Source organism: Yoonia sp., from assembly GCF_017854415.1.
Classification (GTDB): domain Bacteria; phylum Pseudomonadota; class Alphaproteobacteria; order Rhodobacterales; family Rhodobacteraceae; genus Yoonia.
The window spans coordinates 1-15,530 of the sequence record NZ_JAFMHR010000010.1 but is presented as its reverse complement, the minus strand read 5'-3'; the positions used below and the strand labels follow the sequence as shown (position 1 = coordinate 15,530).

The 15,530-nt window shown below is 52.6% G+C and carries 17 protein-coding genes and 1 pseudogene; 10 read left to right on the top strand and 8 right to left on the bottom strand.

The window, feature by feature from the left end:
* The first annotated feature begins 24 nt into the window (after positions 1-24).
* Positions 25-1,260, top strand: coding sequence for an MFS transporter (locus QZ197_RS02435; protein ID WP_296429675.1), 1,236 nt, complete (start codon positions 25-27; stop codon positions 1,258-1,260).
* Here the strand turns inward: QZ197_RS02435 and QZ197_RS02430 are convergent.
* Genes QZ197_RS02430 through QZ197_RS02420 form a run of 3 tightly spaced genes read right to left on the bottom strand, consistent with a single transcriptional unit; the run spans position 1,243 to position 3,470 of the window.
* Complete coding sequence (locus QZ197_RS02430) at positions 1,243-1,833, bottom strand: Smr/MutS family protein (RefSeq protein ID WP_296429673.1); 591 nt, start codon at positions 1,831-1,833, stop codon at positions 1,243-1,245. The genes QZ197_RS02435 and QZ197_RS02430 overlap by 18 nt on opposite strands.
* On the bottom strand, positions 1,833-2,789 hold the full coding sequence (locus QZ197_RS02425; RefSeq protein WP_296429667.1) for an MltA domain-containing protein: 957 nt from the start codon (positions 2,787-2,789) through the stop codon (positions 1,833-1,835). The genes QZ197_RS02430 and QZ197_RS02425 overlap by 1 nt, the downstream gene beginning before the upstream one ends.
* 18 nt (positions 2,790-2,807) lie before the next feature.
* Positions 2,808-3,470 (bottom strand): Tim44/TimA family putative adaptor protein, encoded by a 663-nt coding sequence (locus tag QZ197_RS02420; RefSeq protein WP_296429663.1) that lies wholly within the window; start codon positions 3,468-3,470, stop codon positions 2,808-2,810.
* Between the two features lie 111 nt (positions 3,471-3,581).
* On the opposite strand from QZ197_RS02420, the gene QZ197_RS02415 reads away from it, so the two are divergent.
* Together QZ197_RS02415 and secB are read left to right on the top strand one after the other, a co-directional pair.
* Positions 3,582-4,067, top strand: a complete 486-nt coding sequence (locus QZ197_RS02415; protein ID WP_296429660.1) for an FxsA family protein — start codon at positions 3,582-3,584, stop codon at positions 4,065-4,067.
* Positions 4,068-4,124: 57 nt separating this feature from the next.
* Positions 4,125-4,652: a protein-export chaperone SecB gene (gene secB, locus QZ197_RS02410; RefSeq protein WP_296429658.1), complete on the top strand. Its 528-nt coding sequence runs from the start codon at positions 4,125-4,127 to the stop codon at positions 4,650-4,652.
* Here secB and dnaQ read toward each other — a convergent pair.
* Genes dnaQ through QZ197_RS02390 form a run of 4 tightly spaced genes read right to left on the bottom strand, consistent with a single transcriptional unit; the run spans position 4,649 to position 7,383 of the window.
* Positions 4,649-5,380 carry a DNA polymerase III subunit epsilon gene (dnaQ, locus tag QZ197_RS02405; RefSeq protein WP_296429656.1) on the bottom strand — a complete coding sequence of 244 codons (732 nt, stop codon included), beginning with the start codon at positions 5,378-5,380 and terminating at the stop codon, positions 4,649-4,651. The two genes, secB and dnaQ, sit on opposite strands and share 4 nt — an antisense overlap.
* Entirely contained in the window at positions 5,373-5,963 is a 591-nt protein-coding gene (gene coaE, locus QZ197_RS02400) for a dephospho-CoA kinase (protein ID WP_296429654.1), read from the bottom strand. The genes dnaQ and coaE overlap by 8 nt, the downstream gene beginning before the upstream one ends.
* Positions 5,960-6,787 carry a shikimate dehydrogenase gene (locus QZ197_RS02395; protein ID WP_296429652.1) on the bottom strand — a complete coding sequence of 276 codons (828 nt, stop codon included), beginning with the start codon at positions 6,785-6,787 and terminating at the stop codon, positions 5,960-5,962. Before QZ197_RS02395 ends, coaE begins: the two co-directional genes overlap by 4 nt.
* Positions 6,784-7,383 (bottom strand): Maf family nucleotide pyrophosphatase, encoded by a 600-nt coding sequence (locus tag QZ197_RS02390; RefSeq protein ID WP_296429650.1) that lies wholly within the window; start codon positions 7,381-7,383, stop codon positions 6,784-6,786. Before QZ197_RS02390 ends, QZ197_RS02395 begins: the two co-directional genes overlap by 4 nt.
* A gap of 407 nt (positions 7,384-7,790) precedes the next feature.
* Here QZ197_RS02390 and hemJ point away from each other — a divergent pair, with 407 nt between their 5' ends.
* The 7 genes from hemJ to QZ197_RS02355 all read left to right on the top strand — a co-directional run bounded on the left by hemJ (position 7,791) and on the right by QZ197_RS02355 (position 15,133).
* Positions 7,791-8,240: a protoporphyrinogen oxidase HemJ gene (hemJ, locus tag QZ197_RS02385; protein WP_296429713.1), complete on the top strand. Its 450-nt coding sequence runs from the start codon at positions 7,791-7,793 to the stop codon at positions 8,238-8,240.
* Positions 8,241-8,359: 119 nt separating this feature from the next.
* Positions 8,360-9,631: a transcription termination factor Rho gene (rho, locus tag QZ197_RS02380; protein ID WP_296429648.1), complete on the top strand. Its 1,272-nt coding sequence runs from the start codon at positions 8,360-8,362 to the stop codon at positions 9,629-9,631.
* Positions 9,632-9,659: 28 nt separating this feature from the next.
* Positions 9,660-10,940 carry a tRNA uridine-5-carboxymethylaminomethyl(34) synthesis GTPase MnmE gene (mnmE, locus tag QZ197_RS02375; protein ID WP_296429646.1) on the top strand — a complete coding sequence of 427 codons (1,281 nt, stop codon included), beginning with the start codon at positions 9,660-9,662 and terminating at the stop codon, positions 10,938-10,940.
* A 12-nt stretch (positions 10,941-10,952) separates the two neighbouring features.
* Entirely contained in the window at positions 10,953-12,824 is a 1,872-nt protein-coding gene (gene mnmG / locus QZ197_RS02370; RefSeq protein WP_296429644.1) for a tRNA uridine-5-carboxymethylaminomethyl(34) synthesis enzyme MnmG, read from the top strand.
* A gap of 1 nt (position 12,825) precedes the next feature.
* Positions 12,826-13,446, top strand: a complete 621-nt coding sequence (gene rsmG / locus QZ197_RS02365) for a 16S rRNA (guanine(527)-N(7))-methyltransferase RsmG (RefSeq protein WP_296429642.1) — start codon at positions 12,826-12,828, stop codon at positions 13,444-13,446.
* Positions 13,436-14,245, top strand: a complete 810-nt coding sequence (locus tag QZ197_RS02360; protein ID WP_296429640.1) for a ParA family protein — start codon at positions 13,436-13,438, stop codon at positions 14,243-14,245. Before rsmG ends, QZ197_RS02360 begins: the two co-directional genes overlap by 11 nt.
* On the top strand, positions 14,246-15,133 hold the full coding sequence (locus QZ197_RS02355) for a ParB/RepB/Spo0J family partition protein (protein WP_296429638.1): 888 nt from the start codon (positions 14,246-14,248) through the stop codon (positions 15,131-15,133).
* Here QZ197_RS02355 and QZ197_RS02350 read toward each other — a convergent pair.
* A pseudogene (locus QZ197_RS02350) lies at positions 15,130-15,530 on the bottom strand (coproporphyrinogen III oxidase); the annotation flags it as partial. The gene QZ197_RS02355 and the pseudogene QZ197_RS02350 sit on opposite strands and share 4 nt — an antisense overlap.

Here is a 15,530-nt window from a genome sequence, read left to right as displayed (position 1 = left end):
TCCACCTCGGCCCATCAAAGACGGATGAGCCAACCCACCGGATATCTGCGTTTCATCCGCGAAAACCTGCCCTTTTTAGGGGCAGGCGCGCTGTTGTCGTTTCTATCCAGCTTTGGGCAAACCTTCTTTATTTCGATCTTTGGCGGTGAAATCCGCGAGGCATATGGCCTGACCAATGGCGATTGGGGCCTGATCTATATGATCGGCACAGGTGCATCCGCAATTATCATGGTTTTCGCTGGCGGATTGGCAGACAGGTTTCGGGTGCGGACATTGGGCATCGTCGTCATCTTGATGCTCGCCTCAGCGTGTTTGTTTATGGCGTTCAACGCTGTTGCCGCCTTGTTGCCCTTTGTGATTTTCGCACTGCGTTTTACCGGCCAAGGCATGACAACCCATGTGGCGACCGTCGCAATGTCACGTTGGTTTATTGCGACACGCGGTCGCGCATTAGCGGTGGCTGCTTTCGGGTTCATGATCGGCGAAGCAACGCTTCCGCTGACGATGGTTTGGCTAAAATCTTTCATAGATTGGCGCACGCTTTGGGTTGGCTTTGCGGTGTTCTGCGTCTTGGCGTGCTTTGTGCTATATCGCCTGTTGCGGCTGGAGCGCACGCCACAATCCATGGCAAACGCAACCCAATCAACCGGCATGTACGGCAAACATTGGACGCGCCGCGATGCGCTACGCCATCCATTGTTCTGGGTAATGATCCCAGCGGTCATGTCATTTTCAGGCTTTGGCACGGCCTTCTGGTTTCATCAGGCACATTTTGCCGAGATCAAAGGCTGGTCACATCTGGCGCTGGTATCTGTTTTCCCGCTTGGGACATTGGCGCTTTCTTTATCGACCATTGGCTATGGCTGGGCGATTGATCGGGTTGGGGCAGTGCGACTTTTGCCATTCTATCTGATCCCGTTGATCGCGGCATTTGTCCTGCACTGGTATGCGCCAAGTCTGGTCTGGACCGCCTTGGCTGTTATCTTGATGGGAATGGCAGGCGGCGGACAATCGACCTTGCTGAACGCCTGCTGGGCTGAATTTTACGGCACCAAGCATATTGGTTCTATCAAGTCAGCAGCGGCCGCATTGATGGTTCTGGGTTCAGCAATCGGTCCGGGGCTTAGCGGTTGGCTGATCGACAGAGGTGTTGGATTTGAAGTTCAACAGCTCGGTTATGCCGCGGTTTTTGCATGTGCAGCACTGATCTTGATTGTGCCTACCCGTAACGCGCATCGGGCTTTAGCGGCTGCGGCGTAGATAAACGTAGTACGCGCCATGACCACCATGTTTGAGATGCGCAGGTGTGACCTGCAAAATCGCTTGCGATATTGGCGGCAGCGCCATCCATTGCGGCACTTGATGCCGTAACACGCCAAACCGCGTAGGGATCGGTCCGCCATCGTCACGATCTTTACCTTTGCCCGTAATCACCAAAACCAACCGACGACCGACAGCCTGCGACCCTAGAATGAACGCAAGAAGTTCAGGATGCGCTTCGGCCAAAGTCATTCCGTGCAAGTCGATCCGCGCTTCGGGCTTCAGCTTGCCACGTTTCATTTTACCAAAGGACTTGTTGTCCATGTTCACCGGCGCACCGGCCAATCGATCCACCAATGGGCGCATCACATCGTGATCCCGCGCAGCATTAGCTTTTTGTCCCACCTTAAAATCAGGCATCGGCTCGCGTGGAAGAATGGGGCGCTTGGGCTTGGGCGCAGGCGTCAAATCTGGCGCAGGTTCTTCGCGGGTCGGGTGCAGCGGCGTCGCGCGTTCGGCGACACGGTCCCACAATGCACGCTCTTCAGATGAAAGGTGGCGAGGTTTACGCATTAGCGTTGCCCTTTGACGCGGTGGTCAGCCAGAGTTTTTGGCATCAGCACCACCATCCGACCGCCATCTTTGATCTGTCCGGCCCGCTTTCCAGCATCCGCACCAGTTCCAAAGAAAATATCCGCGCGCTGTGCACCCTTGATCGCGGACCCGATATCCTGCGCGATCATCAAGCGGTCCATCGGCAATGCCCCGTGTTTTTCAATCCAAACAGGCAAACCAAGGGGGGTCATATCGGGATCAACGGCGACCGAGCGGCCGCTAGTGACTGATTTGTTCATCGCGCCAATCGGGCCTTGATCTGCTGGCACTTCGCTGACTTCGCGAAAAAACACATAGCTTTCGTTTTCCCACAACAGCGCGCGTCCGGCGTCACCGTTGTCATGCACCCATGCGCGGATCGCATCAGGTGATACGCTGCTGGCGTCAAAGACCCCACGCGCAATCAAAGTTTTTCCAATTGACGTATAGGGATGCCCATTCTTTGCACCAAAGCCGACCCGCATCATGCCGCCATCAGGCAGACGAAGCCGACCGGAGCCTTGAACTTGAAGGAAAAACAAATCAACCGGATCCGCGAGCCAAGCAATCTCTAATCCGCGACCTGCAATGGGACCGTCTTCATCAATCTGGCGTCGGTTATAATAACGCATATCGGGTTCAAGATCGTCCGGCACGGCGTAAATCGGATAGCAGAACGTGGGAGTGTTGGTGCGCGATGCGTCCAGTTCAGGCTCGTAATATCCAGTGAACATCGCTGGCGCCCCATCTTCGATCAAAACGGGGCAAAAGTGATCCTCAAAGAAACCACGCGCGACGGGCGCGGTGGCTGCCAGATCAAGCAGCACTTTGTCGTCGCAAGTGTTGCAAAAAACATCAAGGGCGGCCCGATGATTATCATCAGCCCACCCCTTCAGGTCTTCAAATCGTAGTTTGGTATAGCGCAATTCGGCCATGAAAAGACCCGCCAGCGATCATTCGCCGGTGGCAACAAGCCGCCAGTTTGGATCGCCCGCGTCCATAACGCGTGAGAAAGTCCAAGTGTCCTTCTGGCGCTTGATCTCTTTTTCGCTGCCTTCAACGATATCGCCACCCTTGTCACGGACAACTGATGTCATCTCGCTTTTGAAGCGGATCGAAACTTCGCCTTCTTTGGTGACTTCGTCGAATTCTGCGGCGGCTAGGGTCATATCACTGATGCCAATAAACTTGGCATCCACGGTCAGACCCTGACGCTGGCGATCATCAACGACGGATGCGAATGCTTCGTAAACATCTTCGGAGATAAATGGCACAATGCTATCCAAATCACTGTTTTCAAACGCCATCAGGATCATTTCGTAAGCACCGCGTGCACCGCCCAGGAATTCGCTAACGTTGAACGACGGATCAACACGCTTCATCGCGGCAAGCGCTTTGGCAGCGACAGACCCTTCTTCAACATGATCGGTAATATCCAGATCAGGGCCACCTTCGATCACATCGAATTCTGGCTTAGCCATGCGCCGTTCACCGTCAGTACGGGTCACAGCGGGTTTTTCAAAGCCTTCACGGGTGCCAAGCACACCGCGCAGACGCAAAATCAGGAAGACAGCGATGCCTGCAAGCACCAAAAGCTGAATAATCGGAGAGTTCATTGGGACCTCGTATCGGGGTAGGCATGGAAACACGCCCTTATTACCTCTATGTAGGGCGGGGGTAGCGCCAAGTCCACCTTACCCCCGAACATGTTATGAAAGGCTGACAAGATGTGGCTGTTAATTGCGTTTATCGCGGTTCCAATGATCGAAATCGCCCTGTTTATTCAGGTTGGCGGTCTTATCGGCATCTGGTGGACCCTTTTGATTGTGCTGGGAACGGCAATCACGGGGTCTTATCTGGTGCGAAATCAGGGTTTGCGCGAAATGGCGAACCTGCAGCGGTCGTTTTCTGAACTAGACGATCCGACCGAACCTTTGGCGAATGGCGCGATGATTTTGTTTGCTGGCGCGTTGCTTCTGACGCCCGGGTTTTTCACCGATGTCGTTGGTTTGTCATTCTTGGTGCCCGCCGTGCGCCGCGCTGCCTTTGTTTGGGCCAAAGCCAACATTAAGGTAAAAAGCTTTACCATGGGGCAACAAGGCCCGGCGCCCGGACAACCACCAAGTGGTGATCGGGTGATCGATGGTGATTTTAAAGACGTCACACCCCAGAAAAACCGCCCCGACACCCCATCAGAGTGGACCCGCCATTGAGCCTTTGCAAATTGGCTGGTAGTAACGCGCGAAACTAATTTAACCGGAGTATTTCCAATGGCCGATACACCTGAAAACGGCGCCGCTGCAGCTGCAGCACCGCAAGAAGCACCACAGATCAAAAGCCGCATTCTGGCCCAGTATATCCGTGACCTTTCGTTCGAAAACATCCTCGCGCAAAAGGGTGTATCTGGCGAAGCGAACCCAGAAATTCAGGTTCAAGTGAACTTGGACGCGCGCAAGCGCAAGCCAGAGAACCAGTATGAAGTCATCATCAAGCTGAACATCACAAGCAAGACCAAGGACAAAGGCGAGCCTTTGTTCGTGCTTGAGATTGAATATGCTGGCGTGTTTGAAATCACTGGTGTGCCAGAAGACCAGATGCACCCTTATCTGCTGATCGAATGCCCGCGCCTGACATTCCCGTTCCTGCGCCGCATCGTTAGCGACGTTTCACGTGACGGTGGTTTCCCGCCGCTGAACCTTGAAACAATCGATTTCTTGGCGCTCTATCGTTCCGAATTGGTACGTCGCGCAGAAGCTGAAAAAGCAAAGCTTGCTGAAAGCACTGACACAGTAAACTAAGCCAGTTTTTTCCAAATTGCGCCGTCGCCCAACTGCCCAACAAAGGCATCATGGGCGGCGGCTTCTTCTTTGGTAAGCCTTGAATTCAGAGATGTTGGGCGTGCCGGCGGGCGCCAATCCTGGGCATCACCACTTGCAGAGCTGCTGCGTGTATCGGCAGCCAATGCGAAATCAGGCTGACGCCCGCCGATCAGTTCCAGATACACTTCTGCTAGAATTTCGCTGTCCAAAAGTGCGCCGTGCAACGTGCGCGAGCTGTTATCGATCCCGAACCGCCGGCAAAGCGCATCCAAGGACGCGGGCGATCCCGGGAATTTGCGCCGCGCAATCGCAAGCGTATCCAATGACTGGTCCATCGGCAAAAGCGGGCGGTTTAACCAACCCAACTCTGCATTCAGAAACTTCATATCGAAGGCAGCGTTATGTATGACCAGCTTTGCGTCACCAATAAAGTCGATGAAACCCTGCGCAATATCTTTGAACAAAGGCTTGTCCCTCAATGTTTCCTGACCTGGCTTGGGGTCTTGTGGAGGGTCTAGCAGATCGGGTCCGATGCCATGCACACCAAACGCCCCGGCCGGCATAGAGCGCTGGGGGTTGATATACTGGTGATATGTGCGGCCTGTCGGGACGTGTCCCATCAGCTCAATCGCGCCGATTTCTACGATCCGGTCCCCTTCAGAGGGTTCAAATCCGGTCGTTTCCGTATCTAATACGATTTCACGCATGTTTTTGTCCCGTCAGTTCCGCGATCAGTTTTTGCACGGCTGCGCGGGTGTCGTCCAGCGTCAGTGTTTCGATAATATAATCAGCGCGAGCGCGTTTTTCTGCATCAGGCATTTGGCGTGACAAGATTTGCTGGAAAATCGCTTCAGACATTTGACCGCGCGCCAAAACCCGCTGCTTCTGGACGTCCGGAGGGGCTGACACCACAAGAACAGAAGTCAGCCAATCTTGGGCGTTCGTTTCAAACAACAATGGGATGTCAAACACCACCAAGGGTGCGTCTTGTTGCGCAAGAAAAGCCGCGCGATGTGCCGCGACCAATGGGTGCACAATATCTTCGAGCGTCTTCATGACGCTTGGATCCAGAGCGAGCAATTCCTTTAACGCTGTGCGGCTGACTTCGCCATCAACGACGGCTTTGGGCAGTTTTTCGTGGAAAAGCGGGACCGCAGCGCCACCCCTGCCGTAAATTTCATGCACGGCAGCGTCTGCATCCCATACAGGGATACCGGCGTCGCGGAACATCTGAGCTGTGGTCGATTTGCCCATGCCAATCGAACCCGTCAGACCCAGAAGATGGGTCATGACAAGACGGCTTGGCGCGTGGCCTCGTCAACTTCGGGACGCTGGCCAAACCAACGCTCAAACCCAGGGACACCTTGATGTAGCAGCATGCCGAGACCGTCGACGGTAGTGCACCCAAGCTTTTCGGCAGCAACGAGGAAAGGCGTTTTCAACGGGTTGTAAACGATGTCGGTCACGACGGCGTCTTTGCGCATCTTATCAAGCGGTACTTTGAAGTCTTGCGCACCGACCATCCCAAGAGATGTTGTGTTTATGACGGTATTGGCCTCTTCGAGCATTTTATCTGCCTGAACCCAATCGATCACTGAAATGCGTGCGCCAAAGTCATCGCGCAATGCCTCTGCCTTGGGGCGGGTCCGGTTTGAAATGATGATTTCGGGGACACCTGCGTCAGCAAGAGCCACGATAATAGCGCGCGCTGCCCCGCCCGCACCAAAGATTGCGGCTGGTCCTGCTTTTGGGTCCCAGTCAGGCGCACCTTGACGCAGGTTGGCCATAAAACCGTAACCATCTGTATTATCAGCAAAGATCCGGCCATCGTCTTTGAAAATCAAGGTGTTGGCCGCGCCGATCAACGTTGCACGGTCGGTGATCTGATCGGCGAATTGCATGACATTCACTTTGTGCGGGATCGTCACGTTTGCGCCGATGAAACCCTGACTTGGCAACTCACGCAGAGTTTTTTCTAATGCGTCCTCGGTCACTTTGAGGGCGGTGTAGCTGCCCTCAAGGCCATAACGGTTCAGCCAATAGCCATGGAGCTTTGGCGATAGGGAATGCGCAATCGGATTTCCGATCACGCCTGCGCGCGGTATATTTGTCATGACGGCAATGTTCCGCGTAGCGTCAGATAAGACAAGAGTTCCAGCAGCGGTAAGCCAAGTACGTTGAAATAATCCCCGTCGATGCGTGTAAAAAGTCGCACTCCTTCTTCTTCCAGCTTATACGCGCCGACCGCTAAGCGAATGCTATCCCAATTCCGGTCGACATAATCCGCAAGATACGCGTCCGACGCATCGCGCATCTGCAAGCGTACGACACCGACATGTCGCCACTGTGGTTTGCCATCAGCATAGATCACAGCGGCAGACAGAAGTTGGTGCTTCTGGCCGCGTAACATCTTAAGTTGCGACAAAGCCTCTTCTGGTGTTTGCGGTTTGTTAAGGATTGTCTGGCCAAATGCGAGGACCTGATCGCACCCAATCACAAGCGCATCCGGGTTCTTGGCAGCAACGCGCTGCGCTTTGAGTTCAGCGAGTGTATCGGCAATATCGCGTGGCGATGCTTGTTCCGCTTCCAACGACGCACGCACCGCATCTTCGTCCACGCGCGCTGCAGAGACTTCAAACGCAACGCATGCGTTGCTCAATAACTGCGCGCGAATGTCCGAACCAGAAGCGAGGATAATGCGATCGTTCATGTGGATAACCTTTGGGACAAACTTTGTGTGGGTATGCGTGTGGATCTGGGCATAACTAACATCATTCCCGGGATTGGGTAGAACTCTGGGGTCTCACTGAGGCTCGGCTCATTTCTTCCTCTGTGAGTATGGATAAGTCCAAGGTGTGGAGGAATCATGACGGTTTCTGTGTCTAGTGGGTATTTGCCCTTTTTTTGCGAAAACGGTATACTTATAAGTCATTGTTATTGATACATAATATTTTTCTCTATTTGTGATTTCGCCTTTGATGCCCACTATCGTCAGTCGGGATAACTATGAGGATAAAAAAACAACCCACAGAAATAGAAGTGACTAACTACAACATCATCTTTTCTTTCTTCTTATATATTTATTATGGAAGAGAGACCCTAAGAGAGATTGAAGCCATGTTTGAAATTCTTGAAAGCCTATATCCTTGGATCAAGGCGGTGCACATCATGGCAGTCATCGCATGGATGGCAGGTTTGTTTTATCTGCCTAGACTTTTTGTCTATCATGCAGAACGGGCAAAAGTGGGTTCAGAGCTGGACCAGACATTTCAGGTGATGGAAGAAAAGCTGCTTCGCGTGATTATGAATCCAGCTATGATTGTGGCGTGGATTGCGGGATTGATTATGATCGGTTTGGGTGCCTTTGATTGGGGTGCGGTATGGTCGTGGGTTAAGTTGGGTTCGGTGATCTTGATGACAGGCGCACACGGTTGGATGAGTGTGCGACGCAAAGAATTTGCGCTGGGCACGAACACGCGTTCCGGGCGAACATATAGATTGTTTAACGAAGTTCCGACTGTGCTGATGTTGTTGATCGTGGTGGCTGTGGTTGTGCGGCCTTTCTAAGAGGTTGATTGACTCAAAGGCGCGAGATGCGTAATGGCTTAGGGGCTTCCCGTCCGGGAAAGTAGATTTCCACGATTATTCGAAAAGTTGCCGATGTTTTCATCGGTCGAGGTATATTTATGACTCAGCACCGTCTGAACCTTGCCGATCTTAAGGCGCAAAGCCCGAAAGATCTTTTGTCACTGGCTGAAGAGCTCGAAGTCGAAAATGCATCGACGATGCGGAAGGGCGATATGATGTTCGCCATTCTGAAAGAGCGGGCGGACGAAGAATGGGTCATCGGCGGTGATGGTGTTTTGGAAGTTCTGCAAGATGGTTTTGGTTTCTTGCGGTCGCCAGAAGCGAACTATCTTCCAGGTCCTGACGATATTTATGTTTCGCCAGACATGATCCGTCAGCATTCGCTGCGCACGGGTGATACTGTTGAAGGCGTTATGAAAGAACCAAACGATTCAGAGCGTTACTTTGCTTTGACGTCGGTTGAGCAAATCAACTTTGAAGATCCAGAAAAAGCCAAGCACAAGGTTGCTTTTGATAATCTGACGCCGCTTTATCCTGACGAGCGTTTGACGATGGAAATTGATGATCCGACCGTGAAGGATCGTTCTGCCCGGATCATTGATTTGGTGGCACCAATCGGTAAAGGACAGCGGTCATTGATCGTTGCGCCCCCGCGAACCGGTAAAACGGTTTTGTTGCAAAACATCGCGAACTCGATTGGTAAGAACCACCCAGAATGCTATCTGATCGTCTTGCTCATTGATGAACGTCCAGAAGAAGTTACGGATATGCAGCGGTCCGTAAAAGGTGAGGTTGTTTCGTCGACGTTTGACGAACCAGCGACACGTCACGTGGCGGTATCCGAGATGGTCATCGAAAAAGCCAAAAGGTTGGTCGAACACAAGCGTGATGTTGTGATCTTGCTGGACTCGATTACGCGTCTGGGACGGGCGTTTAACACGACTGTGCCGTCCTCTGGTAAGGTTTTGACAGGTGGTGTCGATGCGAACGCGCTGCAGCGTCCTAAGCGCTTCTTTGGTGCCGCACGTAACATCGAAGAAGGCGGGTCACTGACCATCATTGCAACGGCACTGATTGATACGGGTTCGCGTATGGACGAAGTGATCTTTGAAGAATTCAAAGGTACCGGCAACAGCGAGATCGTGTTGGACCGTAAGGTAGCAGACAAGCGCGTCTTCCCGGCGATGGACATTCTTAAGTCTGGTACCCGCAAGGAAGAACTGTTGGTTGATAAGGGCGATCTGGCGAAGACATATGTGCTGCGTCGCATCCTAAACCCGATGGGCACGACCGACGCGATTGAGTTTTTGATCGGTAAGCTAAAGCAAACCAAGACAAATTCTGACTTCTTCGATTCAATGAACACATAACTTATTGTTATAAAACAATGGGTTGGATATGGATACCATTTTTGCATTAGCAACTGCGCAAGGCCGTGCTGGCGTTGCTGTGGTGCGTATTTCGGGGCCGATGGCTGTTTCATCGGCGGCTTTGCTGTGCCGCGATGTACCAAAAATGCGCGGCCTTCGCAGGCTTTATGATGCTGAAGGAGAGATGCTGGATGAAGCGCTGGTCTTGCGATTTGATGCAGGAAAGAGCTTTACCGGAGAGGCTGTTGTTGAGTTGCAGCTGCATGGAAGCCCTGCAGTTGTCAGCGCAATCTTATGCGTATTGGGCAATCACCCAGAGTTGCGACAGGCCGAGGCAGGCGAGTTTACCCGCCGTGCGTTGGAAAACGGTTGCCTTGATTTGGCAGAGGTTGAGGGTCTTGCGGACTTGATCGACGCAGAGACTGAGGGCCAGAGAAAGCAAGCTGTCAGGGTGTTTTCCGGAGCGTTAGGTGTGCTAGCAGATGGGTGGCGGACAAGGCTGATTAGAGCTGCAGCCTTGCTTGAAGCGACGATAGACTTTGCTGATGAAGATGTACCAGTCGACGTGACACCAGAAGTCCGCGACTTGCTACGTGGTGTTGCACTGGAAATGCAGCGCGAGGCTGACGGTGTGCGCGCGGCAGAACGGGTGCGAGATGGTTTTGAGGTGGCAATCATTGGTGCGCCAAATGTTGGCAAATCGACATTGCTGAATAAGCTGGCAGGCCGCGATGTTGCGATTACATCAGAGATTGCGGGAACAACTCGGGATGTGATCGAGGTGCGGATGGATCTTGGCGGACTGCCAGTGACGTTATTGGATACAGCAGGTTTACGCGAAACCGATGATACAGTTGAAGGTTTAGGCGTTGCGCGGGCAAAGGAACGTGCAGCACGTGCAGATCTGCGTATTCATCTGGTTTTAGACGTAAACGGAGTGTCGCTCAATCTTGGTCCAGACGACCTTATTGTGCAGGGGAAAGCTGACATTGCGCAAGGTGGTGGGCTGGCCATATCCGGGAAGACTGGCGCAGGGATTGATGCGCTGATTTCTGAAGTGTCAGAAAGACTAAGCCACAAGGTCGGGAATATCGGGATTGCGATGCGTGAACGTCACCGGACAGCGATGATGCGGGCAATTGATTATATGGACGATGCACAGCGCGCTATGGATGATGAAATGGCAATGACGGATTTGATCGCGGAAGACTTGCGATCTGCCATTCGCGCGGTGGATAGCATCGTCGGACGTGTTGATGTAGAACAGGTCCTTGACGAGATTTTTTCAAGTTTTTGCATCGGAAAGTAGGGGTTGTTTCACGTGAAACATTACGATTACGACGTGATTGTCATTGGTGGAGGGCATGCTGGCGCAGAGGCAGCGCATGCCGCAGCGCGTATGGGCGTGCGGACTGCGTTGATAACTCTTACAAAGGCGTCGATTGGCGTCATGTCATGTAACCCAGCGATTGGTGGTCTTGGCAAAGGCCATCTTGTCCGCGAGATCGATGCCCTTGATGGCGTTATGGCGCGGGTTGCGGACAAGGCCGGAATTCAGTTCCGTCTGTTGAACCGCAGAAAAGGTCCGGCTGTCCAAGGCCCAAGGGCGCAATCGGATCGCGAAATTTACCGCACAGAGATGCAAGCAGAGCTCGCGCTGCTGGCGAACCTGGACATTCTTGAGGGCGAGGCGACCGATCTTGTGATGAATGGGCCGCGTGTGGCCGGTGTGGTGATGCGAGGCGGCGCAGAACTGACGGCAGAAAGCGTTATCTTGACTACAGGTACATTTTTACGGGGCGTTATTCACATTGGGGATATATCGCGGCCTGGTGGTCGAATGGGCGATGACCCTTCGGTTAAAATGGCAGAGCGGTTAGATAGTTTTGCACTACCGCTTGGGCGGCTTAAAACGGGAACGCCCCCAAGACTGGATGGGCGTACAATTGCATGGGACAAGCTGGAAGCACAGCCAAGCGATGCTGACCCAGTTCTGTTTTCTTTTCTTTCCAAGGGTGTTTACGCCAAGCAGATTGACTGCGGTATTACACACACCAACGCGCAAACACATGACATTATTCGCAAGAACCTAGAACGCTCTGCGATGTACGGTGGTCATATTGATGGTGTCGGACCGCGGTACTGCCCGTCGATCGAAGACAAAGTTGTACGGTTCGCAGATAAAACATCCCATCAGATATTCTTAGAGCCCGAAGGCGTGAATGATCACACGGTGTATCCCAATGGAATCTCGACTTCGTTGCCTGAAGATGTACAAGAGCAATATGTAAAATCCATCTATGGTCTTGAAAATACTAAGATTTTGCAACCAGGCTATGCGATAGAATACGACTACGTCGACCCGCGCGCACTTGGGGTGACTCTGGAATTGCGCGATGTCCCAGGTCTATTTCTTGCAGGTCAGATCAATGGCACGACTGGTTACGAGGAGGCTGCAGCGCAAGGTTTGGTCGCAGGGCTGAACGCCGCAGCCGTTGCTAGGTCGGGCGAGCCTGTCATTTTTAGTAGGCGCGAATCCTACATTGGCGTGATGATTGATGATCTGATTACCCGCGGCGTGTCAGAGCCTTACCGCATGTTCACGTCGCGGGCTGAATTCCGGCTGTCGTTGCGGGCGGACAATGCTGATCAAAGGCTTACCGCCAAGGGCCGGGCGCTTGGTTGTGTAGGGGATGTGCGGTGGTCCAGCTTTTCGGACAAGATAGCGCAGATCGACAAAGCAAAAGTATTGCTAAGTTTGATCGATCTTTCATCAAGGGAAATCGCCAAGACTGGGGCGAAACTGAACGCAGACGGGCCGCGACGCTCGGCGCTTGAAGCGCTGGCATTGGCGGATTTTGGATTTGAGGAACTTGCAAAGACTGGGCAGGATCTGGATACAATTTCCGCACCAGTGCGGGATCAGGTGAAGAGGGATGCGTTGTATGCGCATTATATTGCCCGACAAGAACGCGATATTGCAGCAATGGAGCGCGATGAGAAGCATGTGATCGCGCAGGATATGGATTATTCATTAATCAGCGGACTTTCGAATGAATTGGTCATGAAGCTCTCATCGAGTAGGCCAGGAACAATCGCCCATGCTGGGCGCATCGAAGGCATGACACCTGCCGCTTTGATGCTGATTATTAGCGCTATTAAGCGGCGCCAACAGCGGGCGACGGGTACCTGATATGAGCTCACAACTTGGTGGCGTGGATGTTTCACGTGAAACAATTCAGAACCTTGAAGATTTCGCGGCTTTAGTAACCAAATGGACGCCAAAGATTAACCTTATCGCTAAGGGGTCTGTCCCTGACATCTGGGACCGCCACATCACCGATTCGGTTCAACTCTATCGATTTGCACCCAAAGCTTACGAAAAGTGGGCGGATTTGGGCAGTGGTGGTGGCTTTCCGGGGATCATCTTGGCGATTCTTGCAAAGGAAAAGCAACCCAATGCACACTTTACACTTATCGAAAGCGACCAGCGGAAATCGACATTTTTGCGCACGGCGGCAAGAGAATTGCGGCTTTCGATCACAGTAATCGCGGAACGGATCGAGCAGACGGCGCCATTGGGTGCAGATGTGGTATCTGCTCGGGCGCTCGCCCCATTACCTAGCCTCTTACCCCTTGTTGGCAGGCATATGCGTGACGGCGGTATTTGCCTGCTTCACAAGGGCAAACAGGCCGCACAGGAAGTTGCCGATGCGAAAAACGACTGGTCGTTTGACCTTGAAGATCATGCTAGTATGACTGATCCTGAAGCGCGCCTTCTGGTCATTCAAAGGATTTCCGCCCGTGGCAAATAAACCCCGCACGCAAACGACGATTATTGCCATTGCGAACCAAAAAGGCGGCGTCGGTAAGACAACTACGACGATCAATCTTGGAGCGGCTTTGGCCGAACAGGAAATGCGCGTTTTGCTGATCGATCTTGATCCACAAGGTAACGCGTCGACAGGTCTTGGTATTGGGCATGACCAGCGTGATATCACTACTTATGATCTTCTGTCCGGCGATGTTGAACTGACGGATGCGATCCAACCAACAACCGTCGATGGTCTTGAGATCATTCCAGCAACGACTGATTTGAGCTCCGCAGATCTAGAACTGATGGACAACGCAAAGCGCAGTTTTCTACTTGCTGATGTGTTGCGAAGTGCCTCGGCTATGGCGCTGGAATATGACTATATATTGATCGACTGCCCCCCATCCCTCAACATATTGACAGTTAACGCGATGGTTGCCGCGCATTCGATCATCGTTCCTCTGCAAAGTGAATTCTTCGCCCTCGAGGGGCTTTCCCAGCTTATTTTGACCGTCCGCGATGTGCGGCAAACCGCGAATCCAGAATTGCGTATCGAAGGAATTGCGCTGACGATGTATGATCAGCGTAATAACCTGTCACTTCAAGTAGAACAGGATGCGCGCGAAAATATGGGGGAAATGGTGTTCAAGACTGTGATTCCCCGTAACGTTCGATTAAGCGAGGCGCCATCATTCGCACTTCCGGTTTTGAGTTATGACAGCAATTCTAAAGGCAGCATTGCTTATCGCGCTTTGGCGCAGGAAGTCATTGATCGTACGATGAAAAAGAAGGCAGCATAGATGACACGCACACCCAAAAAATCACGTGGATTAGGGCGCGGACTCTCTGCGCTTATGTCTGACGTATCCGCCGATGAAACGACGCCAGCAACGCCCAAACGTCCTGATTTGGTTGTTCCAATTGAACAGGTCCAGCCAAATCCTGATCAGCCCCGCCGCACCTTTGCCGAGGACGCGCTAAATGACCTCGCGGCTTCAATTTCGGAGAAAGGTGTAATCCAGCCGCTGATCGTGCGCCGCGCTGCTGGAAAGACCGATGTTTACGAAATTGTCGCGGGCGAACGTCGGTGGCGTGCAGCACAAATGGCGCAACTTCATGAGATTCCGGTTCTTGTGCGTGACTACGATGACACAGAAGTTCTTGAAATTGCGATCATTGAGAATATCCAGCGCGCTGACCTTAACCCTGTCGACGAGGCTGCAGGCTACAAGCAGTTGATGGAGCGTTTCGGTCACACACAAGATAAGCTATCCCAAGCGCTTGGCAAAAGCCGTAGCCATATCGCAAATCTCATGCGCCTTTTGACGCTACCCAAAGAAATCCAGAATTATCTTGTTGCCGGGCAAATCACCGCAGGACATGCGCGTGCATTGGTTGGCCATGATCAAGCAGTGCAGTTAGCGCGCGAAGTTATCCAACGGAAACTCTCTGTGCGCGAGACGGAAAAACTGGCGAAAAAGGGCCCAGCGATCAAACGACGCAGCGTTCGCGGTGCACCCGTTCCAAAAGATGCCGACACTGTGCAAATCGAAAACGAACTATCGGCGTCTCTGCGTATGAAGGTCACGATTGATCACCCTGCTGGCGCTGAAGGCGGCAAAATGGTGATAGGGTATAAATCACTCGATCAATTAGATGATCTTTTGCGCGCTCTTTCCGGCGGTTAAGCGTCCAGTAGCCCGCGCAAGACAGCGTTCAACACAGGCCGTCCTTGTTGTGTGACCTGAAGTCTTTGGTCATCTTGCGCAATCATACCAATATCAACTAACTTTTTGATATTAGATGATAAAATAGAACTACGTGCCTCAGGGTAACGTGTTAGATCAACGCCCTCAGCTAACCGCATTCCCATCAATAAGAACTCTGACCATTGCTCATCAGCGCTCAATGGAACGCGCTGCGAATCGCCATTGCCGCTTTTTCGCACTTGCCCAAGCCAGCTTAACGGCCCAGTTGGCGCTTCTGTTGCAAAGCGTTGTCCGCCCAGTGTTAGGCGCCCATGTGCACCAGGGCCAATTCCTGCATAATCGCCATATCGCCAATAAATCTGGTTGTGGATGCTTT